Source organism: Paraburkholderia sp. EG287B (genome assembly GCF_040965595.1).
Classification (GTDB): domain Bacteria; phylum Pseudomonadota; class Gammaproteobacteria; order Burkholderiales; family Burkholderiaceae; genus Paraburkholderia.
The window spans coordinates 19788-37708 of sequence record NZ_JBFRCG010000017.1 but is presented as its reverse complement, the minus strand read 5'-3'; the positions used below and the strand labels follow the sequence as shown (position 1 = coordinate 37708).

General features: G+C 62.6%; 18 protein-coding genes and 1 tRNA gene. All 19 read left to right on the top strand.

The window, feature by feature from the left end; genetic code table 11:
• The first annotated feature begins 43 nt into the window (after positions 1–43).
• The 19 genes from tpiA to AB4Y40_RS29270 all read left to right on the top strand — a co-directional run bounded on the left by tpiA (position 44) and on the right by AB4Y40_RS29270 (position 17762).
• Entirely contained in the window at positions 44–826 is a 783-nt protein-coding gene (tpiA, locus tag AB4Y40_RS29360) for a triose-phosphate isomerase (protein ID WP_368690841.1), read from the top strand.
• A gap of 101 nt (positions 827–927) precedes the next feature.
• Complete coding sequence (gene secG, locus AB4Y40_RS29355) at positions 928–1332, top strand: preprotein translocase subunit SecG (RefSeq protein WP_133182086.1); 405 nt, start codon at positions 928–930, stop codon at positions 1330–1332.
• Between the two features lie 110 nt (positions 1333–1442).
• Positions 1443–1527: transfer RNA gene (locus AB4Y40_RS29350), tRNA-Leu, on the top strand.
• Positions 1528–1691: 164 nt separating this feature from the next.
• On the top strand, positions 1692–2051 hold the full coding sequence (locus AB4Y40_RS29345; RefSeq protein WP_028205678.1) for an NADH-quinone oxidoreductase subunit A: 360 nt from the start codon (positions 1692–1694) through the stop codon (positions 2049–2051).
• Between the two features lie 72 nt (positions 2052–2123).
• Positions 2124–2603, top strand: a complete 480-nt coding sequence (locus AB4Y40_RS29340) for an NADH-quinone oxidoreductase subunit B family protein (protein WP_027819582.1) — start codon at positions 2124–2126, stop codon at positions 2601–2603.
• Between the two features lie 22 nt (positions 2604–2625).
• Positions 2626–3231, top strand: a complete 606-nt coding sequence (locus AB4Y40_RS29335) for an NADH-quinone oxidoreductase subunit C (RefSeq protein ID WP_069265281.1) — start codon at positions 2626–2628, stop codon at positions 3229–3231.
• A 9-nt stretch (positions 3232–3240) separates the two neighbouring features.
• Positions 3241–4494, top strand: coding sequence for an NADH-quinone oxidoreductase subunit D (locus AB4Y40_RS29330; RefSeq protein WP_133182092.1), 1254 nt, complete (start codon positions 3241–3243; stop codon positions 4492–4494).
• A gap of 129 nt (positions 4495–4623) precedes the next feature.
• A complete protein-coding gene (gene nuoE, locus AB4Y40_RS29325) occupies positions 4624–5109 on the top strand; it encodes an NADH-quinone oxidoreductase subunit NuoE (protein WP_368690840.1) in 486 nt (161 codons plus the stop codon).
• Entirely contained in the window at positions 5106–6434 is a 1329-nt protein-coding gene (gene nuoF / locus AB4Y40_RS29320; RefSeq protein WP_266230547.1) for an NADH-quinone oxidoreductase subunit NuoF, read from the top strand. Before nuoE ends, nuoF begins: the two co-directional genes overlap by 4 nt.
• A gap of 113 nt (positions 6435–6547) precedes the next feature.
• The gene (nuoG, locus tag AB4Y40_RS29315; RefSeq protein ID WP_368690839.1) at positions 6548–8881 is read left to right on the top strand and encodes an NADH-quinone oxidoreductase subunit NuoG; all 2334 of its coding nucleotides are present in this window, start codon (positions 6548–6550) and stop codon (positions 8879–8881) included.
• Positions 8882–9946: an NADH-quinone oxidoreductase subunit NuoH gene (gene nuoH, locus AB4Y40_RS29310; RefSeq protein WP_042271744.1), complete on the top strand. Its 1065-nt coding sequence runs from the start codon at positions 8882–8884 to the stop codon at positions 9944–9946.
• 15 nt (positions 9947–9961) lie between these two features.
• Entirely contained in the window at positions 9962–10450 is a 489-nt protein-coding gene (gene nuoI, locus AB4Y40_RS29305) for an NADH-quinone oxidoreductase subunit NuoI (protein WP_254357569.1), read from the top strand.
• 175 nt (positions 10451–10625) lie between these two features.
• Entirely contained in the window at positions 10626–11321 is a 696-nt protein-coding gene (locus AB4Y40_RS29300; RefSeq protein ID WP_342921050.1) for an NADH-quinone oxidoreductase subunit J, read from the top strand.
• A 17-nt stretch (positions 11322–11338) separates the two neighbouring features.
• Positions 11339–11644, top strand: coding sequence for an NADH-quinone oxidoreductase subunit NuoK (nuoK, locus tag AB4Y40_RS29295; protein ID WP_006052894.1), 306 nt, complete (start codon positions 11339–11341; stop codon positions 11642–11644).
• Positions 11645–11658: 14 nt separating this feature from the next.
• On the top strand, positions 11659–13722 hold the full coding sequence (gene nuoL / locus AB4Y40_RS29290) for an NADH-quinone oxidoreductase subunit L (protein WP_368690838.1): 2064 nt from the start codon (positions 11659–11661) through the stop codon (positions 13720–13722).
• A 23-nt stretch (positions 13723–13745) separates the two neighbouring features.
• Entirely contained in the window at positions 13746–15245 is a 1500-nt protein-coding gene (locus AB4Y40_RS29285) for an NADH-quinone oxidoreductase subunit M (RefSeq protein WP_368690837.1), read from the top strand.
• A 25-nt stretch (positions 15246–15270) separates the two neighbouring features.
• A complete protein-coding gene (gene nuoN, locus AB4Y40_RS29280; RefSeq protein ID WP_368690836.1) occupies positions 15271–16743 on the top strand; it encodes an NADH-quinone oxidoreductase subunit NuoN in 1473 nt (490 codons plus the stop codon).
• A complete protein-coding gene (locus AB4Y40_RS29275) occupies positions 16743–17045 on the top strand; it encodes a DUF2818 family protein (protein ID WP_368690835.1) in 303 nt (100 codons plus the stop codon). Before nuoN ends, AB4Y40_RS29275 begins: the two co-directional genes overlap by 1 nt.
• A gap of 126 nt (positions 17046–17171) precedes the next feature.
• Positions 17172–17762, top strand: coding sequence for an NUDIX domain-containing protein (locus AB4Y40_RS29270; protein WP_028205665.1), 591 nt, complete (start codon positions 17172–17174; stop codon positions 17760–17762).
• Positions 17763–17921 lie beyond the last annotated feature (159 nt).

The following is a 17921-nucleotide window of genomic DNA, read 5'->3' as shown; positions in this document are numbered from 1 at the left end:
TAAAATTATGTGTTTGCGTCCGCTTTTAACAGCAACCGGAACAATGACGAAACAACGATCGAAGCTCGTAGTCGGTAACTGGAAGATGCATGGTCGCCTCGCGGCCAATGCGGCACTGCTAGAGGGCGTTGCGCGTGGCGCGCAGACGCTCCCCGCGGATGTGCACGTGGGTGTGTGCGTGCCGTTCGCGTATCTCGCGCAGGCGCAGGCGCTGCTCGGCGGCAGCCGGGTTCAGTGGGGCGCGCAAGACATTTCGGCGCACGAGCAGGGCGCCTATACGGGCGAAGTCGCGGCAGGCATGGTCGCCGACTTCGAAGCCACGTTTGCGATCGTTGGTCACTCGGAGCGCCGCGCTTACCACGGCGAAAGCTCCGAATGCGTCGCTGTGAAGGCACAGCGCGCGCTTGCGGCTGGCCTCACGCCGATCGTCTGCGTGGGTGAAACGCTCGAAGAACGCGAGTCGGGCGCGACCGAGCGCGTGGTCGGCTCTCAGATCGATGCCGTGCTGGCCGCGCTGTCGGCCGAAGAGGCGGCGCGTATCGTCGTCGCTTACGAGCCGGTCTGGGCGATCGGCACCGGCAAGAGCGCAAGCTCGGAGCAGGCTCAGCAGGTGCATGCGTTCCTGCGCGCGCGCCTCGCAGCCAAGGGCGCGCAAGTGGCGGACGTGCCGCTGCTCTACGGCGGCAGCGTGAAGCCGGAAAATGCGGCGGAGCTCTTCCGTCAGGCCGACATCGACGGCGGCCTGATCGGCGGTGCGTCGCTGAAAGAGGGTGATTTCCTCGCGATCTGCGTGGCCGCTGCTGCGGGCGCCAGCGTCGCGAGCTAAAGGCTTGCGCACGAAGCATTCGAACTAAAACGCGTCGTGCGGGCTGCTTATGCGTCTGCTCCGGGAGGGGCGGGCGTTCAACCAGGACTCAGGTGAGTGTGATGCTGTATTTGAAAACGTTGATTATCGTCGTCCAGCTTCTGTCGGCGCTCGGGGTGATCGGCCTCGTCTTGCTGCAGCACGGCAAAGGCGCGGACATGGGCGCCGCATTCGGCAGCGGCGCGTCGGGCAGCCTGTTCGGCGCGAGTGGTTCCGCGAACTTCCTTTCGCGCACTACCGCAGTTCTCGCAACGGTGTTTTTCTGCTCCACCCTTGCGTTAACTTACCTGGGGTCGTATCATGCGAAGCCTTCGGCGGGCGTGCTTGGCGCTTCGGTTCCAGCCCCGGTCGTAGCCTCGGCGCCGGCAGCTTCGGCACCGGTTGCATCTGCTCCTGGCGCATCCGCTCCGGCGGCGGCTTCGCCGGCTGCAGCAGCCTCGCAACCTGGCAACGACGTGCCGAAATAAGATTGAAAAACTTGTTTTGTGCGTTGAACAACGAACGGAAACAAGTTAGAATCTAAGTCTTGAAGCGATTCGCGGGTTGCAAGATTTTGTTGTCCCGGATTGCATGTAGTGCCGACGTGGTGAAATTGGTAGACACGCTATCTTGAGGGGGTAGTGGCGAAAGCTGTGCGAGTTCGAGTCTCGCCGTCGGCACCAATGTTATCTAAAAAATGCCAGCCGCTTGCTTCAGCTTCGGCTGGCATTTTTGCTTCTTACGTCGTGTTCGTCTTCTGTTCGCAGCGCGAAGTACGTGAAGTGATTCCCGCGGAGCGATGCAAGTTCCAGCGGAACCTCAGAACCAACCGATATAGAGGATAGCCTTGAACCTCGCTGCCTATTTCCCCGTCCTTCTGTTCCTCCTCGTGGGTGTTGGTCTGGGCATAGCGCTAGTGACAATCGGCAAGGTCCTCGGTCCCAACCGGCCAGACAGCGAAAAGAATTCGCCGTACGAGTGCGGCTTCGAAGCCTTCGAAGACGCCCGAATGAAGTTCGACGTACGCTACTACCTGGTCGCCATCCTTTTCATCATCTTCGACCTCGAAACGGCGTTCCTGTTTCCGTGGGGCGTGGCCCTGCGCGATATCGGCTGGCCGGGCTTCCTGTCGATGATGCTGTTTCTGCTCGAATTCCTGCTGGGCTTTGCCTACATCTGGAAGAAGGGTGGTCTCGACTGGGAATAATGGGTTAATCGCCGGATTGTATGGGCGGCACTGCGGGGAAACTGTGGGCTGTCCGTCTGGAGTGGAAAGCACATGAGTATCGAAGGGGTCTTGAAGGAAGGGTTTGTCACCACCACGGCTGACAAGCTGATCAACTGGACGCGCACTGGCTCGCTGTGGCCGATGACGTTCGGTCTGGCGTGTTGCGCGGTCGAGATGATGCACGCGGGCGCGGCCCGTTATGACCTTGACCGTTTCGGCGTGGTGTTCCGTCCGAGCCCGCGTCAGTCGGACGTCATGATCGTCGCCGGCACGCTCTGCAACAAGATGGCGCCGGCGCTGCGCAAGGTCTACGACCAGATGGCCGAGCCGCGCTGGGTCATTTCGATGGGGTCGTGCGCCAACGGCGGCGGCTACTACCACTATTCGTATTCGGTCGTGCGCGGTTGTGATCGCATCGTGCCGGTCGACGTCTATGTGCCGGGATGCCCGCCGACAGCGGAAGCCCTGGTCTACGGGGTGATCCAGTTGCAGGCGAAGATTCGCCGCACCAGCACCATCGCCCGTCAATAAAGGCCGCGAGCCTCCCCACAATATGGCAAGCAAACTCGAGACCCTGAAAGCGAACCTCGAAGCGGCCCTTGGCGCGCGCATCGTCAGCCTCACCGAGGCGCTCGGCGAGCTGACGCTGGTCGTCAAGGCGGGCGAGTCCCTCGCGGTGGCCAAGGAGCTGCGCGACAATCCCTCGCTGCGCTTCGAGCAACTGGTCGACCTGTGCGGCGTCGACTATCAGACCTTCGGTGACGGCGCCTGGGAAGGCCCGCGCTTCGCCGCGGTGTCGCATCTGCTGTCGCTCGCGAACAACTGGCGCGTGCGTCTGCGCGTGTTCGCGCCGGACGACGAAGTGCCGATCGTGCCCTCGCTCGTCGAGATCTGGAATTCGGCCAACTGGTACGAGCGCGAAGCGTTCGACCTGTTCGGCATCGTCTTCGAAGGCCACCCCGACCTGCGCCGCATCCTGACCGACTACGGTTTCATCGGCCATCCGTTCCGCAAGGACTTCCCGGTTTCGGGCTATGTCGAAATGCGTTACGACCCGGAGCAGAAGCGCGTGGTCTACCAGCCCGTCACGATCGAGCCGCGCGAGATCACGCCGCGTGTGATCCGCGAAGATCGCTACGGCGGTCTGAAGAAACACTAAGAGGGTCGCATGTCAGAGATCAAGAACTACACGCTCAACTTCGGCCCGCAGCACCCGGCAGCGCACGGTGTGCTGCGCCTCGTGCTCGAGCTCGACGGCGAAGTGATCCAGCGCGCCGATCCGCACATCGGCCTGCTGCATCGCGCGACCGAAAAGCTCGCCGAGAGCAAGACGTTCATTCAGTCGGTGCCGTACATGGACCGTCTCGACTACGTGTCGATGATGGTCAACGAGCACGGCTATGTGCTCGCCATCGAAAAGCTGCTCGGCATTGAAGTGCCGATCCGCGCGAAGTACATCCGCGTGCTGTTCGACGAAGTCACGCGCGTGCTGAACCACCTCATGTGGATCGGCTCGCACGCGCTCGACGTCGGCGCGATGGCGGTGTTCCTCTACGCGTTCCGCGAGCGCGAAGACCTGATGGACGTCTACGAGGCGGTCTCGGGTGCGCGCATGCACGCGGCTTACTACCGTCCGGGCGGCGTGTACCGCGATCTGCCTGACGCCATGCCGCAATACAAGGCGTCGAAGATTCACAACGAGAAGGCGCTCGCCCGCATGAACGAGGCGCGCCAGGGCTCGGTGCTGGACTTCATCGACGACTTCTTCACGCGCTTCCCAGGTTGCGTCGACGAGTACGAAACGTTGCTCACCGACAACCGTATCTGGAAGCAGCGTCTGGTCGGCATCGGCGTGGTGAGCCCCGAGCGCGCCATGCAGCTCGGCCTGACGGGCGCGATGCTGCGCGGTTCGGGCATCGAGTGGGACCTGCGCAAGAAGCAGCCGTACGAAGTCTACGACCAGATGGACTTCGACATTCCGGTGGGCGTGAACGGCGACTGCTACGACCGTTATCTCGTGCGCGTCGAAGAAATGCGCCAGTCCACTCGCATCGCGAAACAGTGCATTGAGTGGCTGCGCAAGAATCCCGGCCCCGTGATGATCGACAATCACAAGGTTGCGCCGCCTTCGCGCGTGAACATGAAGTCGAACATGGAAGAGCTGATTCACCACTTCAAGCTCTTCACGGAAGGCTTCCATGTGCCCGAAGGCGAGGCGTACGCTGCCGTCGAACATCCGAAGGGTGAATTCGGCATCTACCTGGTGTCAGATGGCGCGAACAAGCCGTATCGTCTGAAGATCCGTGCGCCGGGTTACGCCCACCTGTCCGCGCTCGATGAAATGGCGCGCGGCCACATGATTGCCGACGCGGTCACGATCATCGGCACGCAGGACATCGTGTTCGGTGAAATTGACCGCTAGGGCGGCGCGCAGCAAGGTGCGCCCGGTCCCGGGCGCACGCAGCATGGAACGCCACGTCTGTCGCAGCGAATGTATGAGAACGCGCGGCAGGTTTTCGTTCGGTAGGAATTGAAAGAGTCGTGTCTGAAAATGATCTCAGCTGAAGGCCTGAAAGAAATCGATCGCGCGTTGACGAAGTACCCCGCCGATCAGCGACAGTCCGCCGTGATGGCGGCTTTGGCCGTTGCTCAGGAAGAGCATGGCTGGCTGTCTCCCGAAATCATGCAGTACGTGGCCGACTACATCGGCATGCCGCCTGTCGCGGTCCAGGAAGTGGCCACGTTCTACACGATGTTCGAGACCACGCCGGTCGGCAAGCACAAGATCACGCTCTGCACGAATCTGCCGTGCCAGCTCGGCCCGGATGGCGGCTCGGAGAGCGCCGCCGAATACCTGAAGCAGAAGCTCGGAATCGACTTCGGCGAAACCACGCCCGACGGCAAGTTCACCTTGAAAGAAGGTGAGTGCATGGGCGCGTGCGGCGATGCACCGGTGATGCTCGTGAACAATCACCGCATGTGCAGCTTCATGAGCCGCGAGAAGATCGACCAGCTGCTCGAGGAGCTTTCGAAATGACTTCGTTGCACGACCGTCACATCAAACCGCTGATTCTCGCGGGCCTCAACGGCGAGAACTGGCATCTCGAAGACTACGTCGCGCGCGGCGGCTACAAGCAGCTGCGCCGTATTCTCGAAGAAAAGATTCCGCCCGAGCAGGTGATCGCCGACGTGAAGGCGAGCGGTCTGCGCGGCCGCGGCGGCGCGGGCTTCCCGACCGGCCTGAAGTGGAGCTTCATGCCGCGTCAGTTTCCGGGGCAGAAGTATCTCGTCTGCAACTCGGACGAGGGCGAGCCCGGCACGTTCAAGGACCGCGACATCCTGCGCTGGAATCCGCATAGCGTGATCGAAGGCATGGCCATCGGCGCGTACGCGATGGGCATCACCGTGGGCTACAACTACATCCACGGCGAGATTTTCGAGGTGTACCGCCGCTTCGAGGCTGCGCTGGAAGAGGCGCGCCAGGCGGGCTACCTCGGCGACAACATTCTCGGCACGGACTTCTCGTTCCAGCTGCACGCGCACCATGGCTATGGCGCGTACATCTGCGGCGAGGAAACCGCGCTGCTCGAGTCGCTCGAAGGCAAGAAGGGTCAGCCGCGTTTCAAGCCGCCTTTCCCGGCGAGCTTCGGCGTGTACGGCAAGCCCACCACGATCAACAACACCGAGACGTTCGCAGCCGTCCCGTTCCTGCTGAGCGTCGGTCCGCAGACGTACATGGAACTCGGCAAGCCGAACAACGGCGGCACGAAGATCTTCTCGATCTCGGGCGACGTGGAGCGTCCGGGCAACTACGAGATCCCGCTCGGCACTCCGTTCGCGAAGCTCATGGAGCTGGCCGGCGGCGTGCGCGGCGGCAAGAAGCTGAAGGCTGTGATTCCGGGCGGTTCGTCGGCGCCGGTCATTCCGGGCGACCTGATGATGCAGACCGACATGGACTATGACTCCATCGCCAAGCAGGGCTCGATGCTCGGCTCGGGCGCCGTCATCGTCATGGACGAAACGCGCTGCATGGTGCGCTCGCTGCTGCGTCTCTCGTACTTCTATTACGAAGAGTCGTGCGGCCAGTGCACGCCGTGCCGCGAAGGCACGGGCTGGCTGTATCGCGTGGTGAACCGCATCGAGCACGGCGAAGGCCGCCAGGAAGACCTGGACCTGCTGAACTCGGTGGCGGGCAACATCATGGGCCGTACGATCTGCGCGCTCGGCGACGCGGCGGCCATGCCGGTGCGCGGCATGCTCAAGCATTACTGGGACGAATTCGAATATCACGTGCACAACAAGCGTTGTCTCGTCGGCGGTCATGCCGGCTCGCACGCGGCCTCGGAAACGGTGGCCGCCTGACAGGCGAAGAGACAGCATGTTGTGCGCGAACCGCGTAGCACGACGCAACGGCGCAGTGACGGGGAATGCCGCTGTGAAATTGAGCGGTAACAGGTTAGGGACGATTAACCATCATGGTTGAACTTGAAATAGACGGCAAGAAGGTGCAGGTGCCCGAGGGCAGCATGGTGATCCAGGCTGCTCAGCGCGTGGACACGTACATCCCGCACTTCTGCTATCACAAGAAGCTCTCCATCGCGGCCAACTGCCGGATGTGTCTCGTCGATGTCGAGAAGATGCCGAAGGCCGTGCCCGCGTGCGCGACGCCGGTGTCGCAAGGCATGATCGTGCGCACCATGTCGGACAAGGCCGTGCAGGGTCAGCAAGCCGTGATGGAATTCCTGCTGATCAACCACCCGCTCGACTGCCCGATCTGCGATCAGGGCGGCGAATGCCAGCTTCAGGATCTGGCCGTCGGTTACGGCAAGTCCGCCTCGCGCTACAGCGAAGAAAAGCGCGTGGTGTTCCACAAGAACGTCGGTCCGCTCATCTCGATGGAAGAGATGTCGCGCTGCATCCACTGCACGCGCTGCGTGCGCTTCGGCGACGAAATCGCCGGCGTGATGGAGCTCGGCATGCTCGGCCGCGGCGAGCACTCGGAAATCACCTCGTTCGTCGGCAAGACGGTCGATTCGGAACTCTCGGGCAACATGATCGACCTGTGCCCGGTCGGCGCGCTCACGAGCAAGCCGTTCCGCTTCTCGGCGCGGACGTGGGAACTGTCGCGCCGCAAGTCGGTGAGCCCGCACGACGCAACGGGTGCGAACCTCGTCGTGCAGGTGAAGAACAACCGCGTGATGCGCGTGCTGCCGTTCGAGAACGAAGCCATCAACGAATGCTGGATCTCGGACAAGGACCGCTTCTCGTACGAAGGCCTGAACAGCGAAGACCGTCTCACGCGCCCGATGATCAAGCAGGGCGGCGAGTGGATCGAGACCGACTGGCAGACCGCGCTCGAATACGTCGTGAAGGGCATCAAGGGCATTTGCGACGAGCATGGCGAGAACCAGCTCGCGCTGCTCGCGAGCCCGCACAGCACGCTCGAAGAACTCTATCTCGCGAAGCAGTTCGCGGACGCGATCGGCACGCCGAACGTCGACTTCCGTCTGCGCCAGAGCGACTTCTCGGCGCCGCTCGAAGGCGCGCCGTGGCTCGGCACGAAGATCGCCGAACTCTCGTATGCCGATTCGGCATTCGTGATCGGCTCGTTCCTGCGCCGCGACCACGCGCTGTTCGCCGCGCGTCTGCGCCAGGCCGCGAAGGGCGGGGCACAGGTCAGCTTCCTGCAGGCGACCGCTGACGGCTCGCTGATCCCGAACGCACAGCGCATCGTTGCCGCGCCTTCGGCATGGCTCGACGAACTCGCTTCGATCGCGGCGGCTGTCGCGGAAGCGAAGGGTGTCGCGGTGCCGGAAGGCTTCGCAGGCGCACAGGCCACGGAAGCCGCGAAGCAGGTCGCCGCGTCGCTGGCGAACGGCGAACGCCGCTACGTGCTGCTCGGCAACGCCGCGGTCCAGCATCCGGAGTTCTCGCGCCTGCACGCCGCCGCGCAGTTCATCGCCGAAACGACGGGCGCGACGCTTGGCTTCCTCACGGAAGCGGCCAACACGGTCGGCGCGCATATCGCCGGCGCACTGCCGGGCCGCGACGGCCTGAACGCACGCGAAGCGTTCGAGCAGCCGCGCAAGGGCTATCTGCTCTTCAACGTCGAGCCGGAATTCGATACGGCCAACCCGGCCGCCGCGCGCGCCGCGCTCGCGCAGGCCGAAATGGTCGCCGTGTTTTCGCCGTACAAGACGGGACTCGACTACGCGGACGTGCTGCTGCCCATCGCGCCGTACACGGAAACGTCGGGCACCTTCATCAACGCCGAAGGGACGTCCCAGACCTTCAACGGCGTCGTGCGCCCGCTCGGCGACACGCGTCCGGCGTGGAAGGTCTTGCGCGTGCTCGGCACGCTGCTGGGCGCCAAGGGTTTCGAATACGACACCGCCGAAGAAGTGCGCCGCAAGGCGATGGGCGACGGCAGCTTCGAAGGCCGTCTGTCGAACAAGGCCGGCGCTGCGGTTGCGCGCGGCAGCCTCGCGAAGGCCGCGGAAGGCCGCTTCGAACGTATCGCCGACGTGCCGATCTACCACGCCGATCAAATCGTGCGCCGCGGCGAGGCGCTGCAGCTCACCATGGCTGCCCGCGTGGCGAACGCGATCGGTCTGCCGGCGGCATACTTCGACCAGCTCGGCCTGAAGGAAGGCGACGCCGTGCGCGTGCGCCAGGGCGATCTGTCGGTGACGGCGCCTGCGACGCGCGATGCGAATCTTGCGCCGACGGTGGTGCGCGTGTCGGCGGCGACGCCGGCCGGTGCGCAACTCGGCAGCCTGTTCGGTGAACTGCTGGTGGAGAAGGCGTAAATGAGCTTGTTCGATACGATCAATGCAGGCGGCAGCCAGTTGCTCGGCGTGGCATGGCCCACCGTCTGGGCGCTGGTGCGCATTCTCGTCGTCGCGGTGGTGATCCTGCTGTGCGTGGCGTACCTGATCCTCTGGGAGCGCAAGCTGATCGGCTGGATGCACGTGCGTCTCGGCCCGAACCGCGTGGGCCCCGCAGGTCTGTTGCAGCCGATCGCCGACGTGCTGAAGCTGCTGCTCAAGGAAGTGATTCAGCCCGCGCAGGCGAGCCGCTGGATCTACATGGTCGCGCCGATCATGGTGGTGGTGCCGGCCTTCGCGGTCTGGGCGGTGATTCCGTTCCAGGCGGGCGCGGTGCTCGGCGACATCAACGCGGGCCTGCTCTACGCGATGGCGATCTCGTCGATCGGCGTGTACGGCGTGATCCTGGCGGGCTGGGCGTCGAACTCGAAGTACGCGTTCCTCGGCGCCATGCGCGCCGCGGCGCAGATGGTTTCGTACGAAATTTCGATGGGCTTCGCGCTCGTCGTCGTGCTGATGGTGTCGGGCAGCCTGAACCTCTCGGTGATCGTCGAAGGCCAGATGCGCGGCATGTTCGCGAACTGGGGCATCACGTTCCTCTCGTGGAACTGGCTGCCGCTGCTGCCGATGTTCGTCGTCTACTTCATCTCGGGCATTGCCGAAACGAACCGTCACCCGTTCGACGTGGTGGAAGGGGAGTCGGAAATCGTCGCGGGTCACATGATCGATTACTCGGGTATGGCGTTCGCGCTGTTCTTCCTCGCCGAGTACATCAACATGATCGTGATCTCGGCACTCGCCTCGGTGCTGTTCCTCGGCGGCTGGAGCGCCCCGTTCGCGTTCCTCGACTTCATTCCGGGCGTGTTCTGGCTGGTGCTGAAGGTCTTCTGCCTGTTGTCGGTCTTCATCTGGGCCCGCGCGACGTTCCCGCGCTATCGCTATGACCAGATCATGCGTCTCGGCTGGAAGGTGTTCATTCCGGTGTGCATCGTGTGGCTGATCGTGGTCGGCTTCTGGTACATGTCGCCGTTGAGCATCTGGAAATAAGGGGCGAACACAACCATGAACGCTATCCAAAACTTCTTCAAGACGTTTTTCCTGACCGAGCTGCTCAAGGGGCTCGCGCTGACGGGGCGTTACGCCTTCAAGCGCAAGTTCACCGTGCAGTTCCCGGAAGAAAAGACGCCTATGTCCCCGCGTTTTCGAGGCTTGCATGCGCTGCGCCGCTATGAAAATGGCGAAGAGCGCTGCATCGCGTGCAAGCTGTGCGAGGCCGTGTGCCCCGCGCTCGCGATCACGATCGAATCGGAAGTGCGCGAGGACAACACGCGCCGCACGACGCGTTACGACATCGACCTGACCAAGTGCATCTTCTGCGGTTTCTGCGAAGAAAGCTGCCCGGTCGACTCGATCGTCGAAACGCACATTCTCGAGTATCACGGCGAGAAGCGCGGCGATCTGTATTTCACGAAGGATATGCTGCTGGCCGTTGGCGATCGCTATGAAGCGCAGATCGCGGCGAACAAGGCAGCGGATGCACCGTACCGTTGATCTTTCAGTTTGACGCTGCATCGGCCCGCGGTTCGGGCCGGCTGTGGGGAACGCGTGTGCCGAACGCCCGCGCGATACCGCAGCCTGACCGCCGCGGCGCGACGCCCCCTGGTCTGGCCGCCAGTCTGCGCCGCGCAATCCGCCTCACGAAGGCCTCAACGATGAACCAGTAATCATGGAATTCACGACCGTCCTGTTCTACATCTTCGCGCTGCTGCTCACGCTGTCAGGGCTGAAGGTGATCACTTCGCGCAATCCTGTCGCGTCTGCGCTCTTCCTCGTGCTCGCGTTCTTCAACGCGGCCGCGATCTGGATGCTGCTCGAGGCCGAATTCCTCGCGATCCTGCTGGTGCTCGTCTACGTGGGCGCGGTGATGGTGCTGTTCCTGTTCGTGGTGATGATGCTGGACATCAACATCGACGTGCTGAGCCGCGACTTCAAGCGCTTCATCCCGGTGGCGACCATCGTGGGCGCGATCATCGTGGTCGAAACCGCGCTGATCCTGTGGCACGGCTTCGGCGCGACGAGCACGCCGGTGCCCGACACCACGCCGGCTGCCGCCGCCGCGATCTCGAACGCACACCTGATCGGCAAGATCATCTACACCGACTACATCTTCGCCTTCGAAGTCGCCGGCCTCGTGCTGCTGGTGGCGATCGTCGCGGCCATCGCGCTCACGGTGCGCGAGCCGAAGGACTCGAAGCGCCAGGACGTGTCGAAGCAGGTCAACGTGCGTCGCCAGGACCGCGTGCGCCTCGTGAAGATGCAGGCCGTCGTGGAAGTGCCGGAGCCGGCGGAACCGGCGCAAGCCGAAGCCGGGGCTGCGCCTGCGGCGGGTGCCGCGCCGGCCGCACCGGCAACGAAGAGCTAAGCGCGAAGGAGCGAACCATGCTGACACTGGCCCATTACCTCGTCCTCGGCGCGATCCTTTTTGCGATCTCGATCGTCGGAATCTTTTTGAATCGGCGCAACGTCATCATCATCCTGATGGCGATTGAGCTGATGCTGTTAGCGGTGAACACGAACTTCGTCGCGTTCTCGCATTACCTCGGTGACGTTCACGGACAGATTTTCGTGTTCTTCGTGCTTACAGTTGCGGCGGCGGAAGCTGCAATTGGTCTGGCTATTCTTGTGACCCTGTTCCGCAGCCTCGACACGATCAATGTCGAGGATCTCGATCAGCTCAAAGGCTAAGGCAGGCTGACTTTATGGCAACGACTCTCAACGAAACTCTTCTGCTGGCGATCCCGCTGGCTCCTCTCGCCGGTTCTCTGATTGCCGGTCTCTTTTGCAGAACGATCGGGCGCGCGGGCGCGCATACGGTGACCATTCTTGGCGTCGCGATTGCGTTCGTGCTTTCGCTCATCACGTTCTTTGACGTGATGGGCGGCGCGAGCTTCAACGCGACGGTCTACGAATGGATGTCGGTTGGCAGCCTGAAGTTCGAAGTCGGCTTCCTCATCGACTCGCTGACTGCGCTCATGATGGTCGTCGTGACCTTCGTGTCCCTGATGGTGCACATCTACACGATCGGTTACATGGCGGAAGAAGAGGGCTACGAGCGCTTCTTCTCGTACATCGCGCTCTTCACGTTCTCGATGCTGATGCTCGTGATGAGCAACAACTTCCTGCAGCTGTTCTTCGGCTGGGAAGCGGTGGGTCTCGTCTCGTACCTGCTGATCGGCTTCTACTTCAAGCGTGAAAGCGCCATCTACGCGAACATGAAGGCGTTCCTCGTGAACCGCGTGGGCGACTTCGGCTTCCTGCTCGGTATTGGCCTGTTGCTCGCGTTCGGCGGCTCGCTGAACTACAACGACATCTTCGCGAAGGGTCATGAAATCGCCGCGCTGACGTTCCCGGGCACCTCGTGGAACCTGCTCACCGTTGCGTGTATCTGCCTGTTCATCGGCGCAATGGGCAAGTCGGCCCAGTTCCCGCTGCACGTCTGGCTTCCGGACTCGATGGAAGGCCCGACGCCGATCTCCGCGCTGATTCACGCGGCAACCATGGTGACGGCCGGTATCTTCATGGTCGCGCGCATGTCGCCGCTGTTCGAACTGTCGGAAGCCGCGCTGTCGTTCATCGTCGTGATCGGCGCCATTACCGCGCTCTTCATGGGCTTCCTCGGGGTGGTCCAGAACGACATCAAGCGTGTGGTGGCTTACTCCACGCTCTCGCAGCTCGGCTACATGACGGTGGCGCTCGGCGTCTCGGCTTACCCGGTCGCGATCTTCCACCTGATGACGCACGCGTTCTTCAAGGCGCTGCTGTTCCTCGGCGCGGGCTCGGTCATCATCGGCATGCACCACGATCAGGACATGCGCAACATGGGCGGCCTGCGCAAGTACATGCCCATCACGTGGATCACCTCGCTCGTCGGTTCGCTCGCGCTGATCGGTACGCCGTTCTTCTCGGGCTTCTACTCGAAGGATTCGATCATCGACGCCGTGAAGCTCTCGCACCTGCCGGGTTCGGGCTTCGCGTACTTCGCGGTCGTGGCAAGCGTGTTCGTCACGGCGCTGTACTCGTTCCGTATGTACTTCCTCGTGTTCCACGGTGAAGAGCGCTTCCGCGGTCCGAAGCATCCGGAATCGCCGATGGCGATCGAAGCTGCCAATGCTGCCCACAGCGGTCACGGCGATCATGGCCACGGTCACGACGAACACCACGTGCACGTGCCGCACGAGTCGCCGTGGGTCATCTGGGTGCCGCTCGTTCTGCTCGCGATCCCCTCGGTGATCGCCGGTGCGTTCGCGATCCAGCCGCTGCTCTTCGGTGACTTCTTCTCGCATGGCGTGGCGTTCCAGAACGTCATCTTCGTCGGCGAGAACCACGAAGCGCTCGCGGAGATGGGCAAGGAATTCCAGGGCTGGGCCGCGATGGGCGCGCATGCGTTCTCGGGTCTGCCGGTGTGGCTCGCACTCGCGGGTGTGGTGGTGGCGTGGTTCTTCTACATGAAGCGCCCGGAACTGCCGGCCGTCGTGTCGCGCACTTTCTCGCCGGTCTACAAGCTGCTGGCAAACGCGTATTACCTCGACAAGATCAACGAAATTGTCTTCGCTCGCGGAGCAGTCGCGATCGGTCGCGGTCTGTGGAAGGAGGGCGATGTCGTCGTGATCGACGGCGTCGTAAACGGGAGCGCCAAGTTTATCGGCTGGTTTGCAACTGTCATTCGTTTCCTGCAATCCGGCTATATCTACCACTACGCATTTGCCATGATCATCGGCATGCTTGGCCTCCTTACCCTGTTTGTAACGCTCGGCGGCAAATAAGGCAAAATAAGGCGAGGAAACGCATGCACGCAACTCCGATTCTCAGTATTGCGATATGGATGCCGATCGTATTCGGCGTCATCGTTCTTGTAGTGGGTTCCCGTCGGAACCCGAGTGCGGACCGCTGGCTCGCACTCATCGGTTCGGTGCTTAGTTTCCTCGTCACCCTTCCGCTCGTTGCGGGCTTCGATACGAGCACGGCTTCCCTGCAGTTCGAGGAAAAGTCGGTCTGGATCGAGCGGTTCAATATTGCGTATCACCTGGGCGTCGACGGTATCGCGCTGTGGTTCGTCGTGCTGACGGCGCTCATCACCGTGATCGTCGTGATCGCCGGCTGGCAGGTCATCACGAAGAACGTCGCGCAGTATTACGCGTCGTTCCTCATCCTGTCGGGCATCATGATCGGCGTTTTCTGCGCCGCCGACGGTCTGCTGTTCTACGTGTTCTTCGAAGCCACGCTCATTCCGATGTACATCATCATCGGCGTGTGGGGCGGCCCGAACCGCGTGTACGCAGCGTTCAAGTTCTTTCTCTATACGCTGGCCGGCTCGCTGCTCATGCTGGTCGCGTTGCTGTACCTGTACCGCATTACCGGGACCTTCGACCTCGCCACCTGGCAGGCCGCGAAGATCGCCATGACGCCGCAGATCCTGCTGTTCATCGCGTTCTTCTTCGCGTTTGCCGTCAAGGTGCCGATGTGGCCGGTCCACACGTGGTTGCCGGACGCGCACGTCGAAGCGCCCACGGGCGGCTCGGTCGTGCTGGCCGCGATCATGCTCAAGCTCGGCGCGTACGGTTTCCTGCGTTTCTCGCTGCCGGTCACGCCGGACGCGAGCCACTACCTGGCGCCGGTCATCATCACGCTGTCGCTGATCGCCGTGATCTACATCGGCCTCGTGGCGATGGTGCAGGCGGACATGAAGAAGCTGGTCGCGTACTCGTCGATTGCCCACATGGGCTTCGTCACGCTCGGCTTCTTTATGTTCGGCGAATCGAGCCAGCTCGCGATGGAAGGCGGGATCATCCAGATGATCTCGCACGGTTTCGTCTCGGGCGCCATGTTCCTGTGCATCGGCGTGCTGTATGACCGCATGCACACACGCGATATCGCGGATTACGGCGGTGTGGTCAACACCATGCCGAAGTTCGCGGCGCTGGCCATGCTGTTCGCGATGGCCAACTGCGGCCTGCCGGGCACCTCGGGATTCGTCGGCGAATTCATGGTGATTCTGGCGGCAGTGAAGTTCAACTTCTGGATCGCATTCGGGGCGGCGTTCACGCTGATCCTGGGCGCGGCCTATACGTTGTGGATGTACAAGCGGGTGTACTTCGGCGCCGTTGCGAACGACCATGTTCGCGAGCTGAAGGACATCAACGGTCGCGAATACTTCATCCTTGGGGTGCTCGCACTGTTTACGCTTTTCATGGGCGTCTACCCGAAGCCCTTTACCGATGTGATGCACGTTTCCGTGGAAAACCTCCTCTCCCACGTCGCAGTGTCGAAACTGCCGCTGTCACAGTAATACCCGAGCGGAGGAACAAAAGATCATGCCAAACGCCCCTATGTACGCTCTGCTGCCCGACGGCCTGGTGATGACCGGCCTTGTCGTCGCGTGGCTCAACGACACGTTCACCGGTCCTGAAGGCCGGCGCACGACCTACTTCATCGCGCTGCTGACCACGGTCATAGCCGGTATCTGGTTCGCGGTGGACGCGTTCGATCCGCACGTGTACTACTACTTCACGCGCATGTACGTGGTCGATCCGTTCGCGAGCGCCATGAAGGCAGTGGTCACGCTCGGCTACGCCGTGTCGATCGTGTACTCGCGCAAGTACCTCGAAGACCGCGACATGTTCCGGGGCGAGTTCTTCCTGCTTGGCCTGTTCTCGCTGCTCGGCCAGCTCACGATGATCTCGGGCAACAACTTCCTCACGCTGTACCTCGGCCTCGAGCTGATGTCGCTCTCGCTCTACGCGGTCATCGCACTGCGTCGTAACGCGGCGCAGTCGAACGAAGCGGCCATGAAGTACTACGTGCTGGGTGCGCTCGCTTCGGGCTTCCTGCTCTACGGCATCTCGATGCTGTATGGCGCGACCGGCTCGCTCGAGCTGAACGAAGTGTTCAAGGCCGTGGCTTCGGGCCATATCAACGATATCGTCCTGCTGTTCGGCGTGGTGTTCATCGTCGCCGGCGTGGCGTTCAAGATGGGCGCGGTGCCGTTCCATATGTGGGTGCCCGACGTCTATCAAGGCGCGCCTACGGCCATGACGCTGCTTACCGGCGGCGGCCCGAAGGTCGCGGCATTCGCCTGGGCCGTGCGCTTCCTCGTGATGGGCCTGCTGCCGCTGGCCGTCGACTGGCAGGAGATGTTGATCATCCTCGCGGCACTCTCGATGATCGTCGGCAACATCACGGGTATCGTCCAGCGCAACATCAAGCGCATGCTCGCGTACTCGGCCATTTCGAACATGGGCTTCGTGCTGCTCGGCCTGCTCGCCGGCATCGTCGACAACAAGGCGACGGGCGCGGCCAGCGCATACAGCTCGGCCATGTTCTACAGCATCGTCTATCTGATCACGACGCTCGGCGCGTTCGGCATCGTCATGCTGCTGTCCCGCCGCGATTTCGAAGCGGAGACGATCGACGACTTCAAGGGCCTGAACCAGCGGAACCCGGTGTTCGCGTTCGTCATGATGCTCATGATGTTCTCGCTCGCCGGCATTCCGCCGACCGTCGGCTTCTACGCGAAGCTCGCCGTGCTCGAAGCGACCATGAACGCGGGCCTCACGTGGCTTGCCGTGCTCGCCGTGGTCACGTCGCTGTTCGGCGCGTTCTACTACCTGCGTATCGTCAAGCTGATGTACTTCGACGCACCGCAGGACGAAGCACCGATCGAGAGCCACGCATGCAACCGCGCGCTGCTCACGCTCAACGGCGTGGCAGTGCTCGTGCTGGGCATCATTCCTGGCCCGCTGATGTCGATCTGCCTGCAGGCTGTCACGCATACGCTGCCGCTCTGATGTCGGCAGCGGGCTGGTTCATCGTGCTGTTGGCGCTCGCGGGCGCCAACCTGCCGTTTCTCAACCAGCGATTGTTCGGCGTTGTGCCGCTTCGCGCACCGAAGAAGAGTGCGTGGATTCGCATCGCTGAAATGATCGTGCTGTATTTTGTGGTCGGTACGTTCGGCTTCCTGCTGGAGGCGCGCGCCGGCAATCGTTTTTACCAGGGCTGGCAGTTTTACGCGATCACCTTCAGTCTGTTTGTCGTGTTCGCGTTCCCCGGCTTCACCTGGCAATATCTCGTCAAACGCCGCCCGGCGTGACGCGCGTCGCCGGCCTGTGGCCGGCATGCGCTGTGCGACCCGCAGTCTGGCCCGCAGTTCGGCCGATTCCACTTCAAGCGGCGCGCCCGCGGCTTCCCGATTTTTTGAGCACCCACGAGGCTGACTATGGCTGAACATCATCAACACGACCCGGCACTCGCCGAGACGTGCGTGGAAAGCACGACGCTCTACGCAGGCAATTTTCTTACCCTGAAGCGCGACACCGTTGCGCTGCCGGACGGCAAGCACGCCACGCGCGAGTTCGTTCAGCATCCCGGCGCGGTGATGGTCATCCCGCTGTTCGACGACGGCCGCGTGCTGATGGAGCGCCAGTACCGCTATCCGCTCTCGCGCGTGATGACCGAGTTCCCGGCTGGCAAGCTCGATCCGCAGGAGGGCGCGCTAGCGTGCGCGATCCGCGAACTGAAGGAGGAGACGGGCTATACGGCGCGCGAGTATGTCTATCTGGCGCAGATCCATCCCGTGATCTCGTACTCGACCGAGTTCATCGACATTTACCTCGCACGCGGGCTGACCGCAGGCGCGGCGCAGCTCGACGACGGCGAGTTTCTCGAAACCTTCACGGCGACGGTTCCCGAACTGCTCGAATGGGTGCGCACAGGCAAGATCACCGACGTGAAGACGATCGTCGGCACGTTCTGGCTCGAAAAGGCGCTGTCGGGCGCGTGGCCGCTCGCGAAGGCAGAGCAGGGCTGAGACGCGCTACGCGGCGCGGCGAATTCCCGATCGACGGCGGCCCTTGTGGCCGCCGTTTCGCTTTTACGCACCCGCAGCAGGATACGCCTCGAAGCAGCTTCAGCGCGCCCGCCCGAGCGGCGCTACAATCGAACCCCCGGGAAAGTCCCCGGTGGCTGG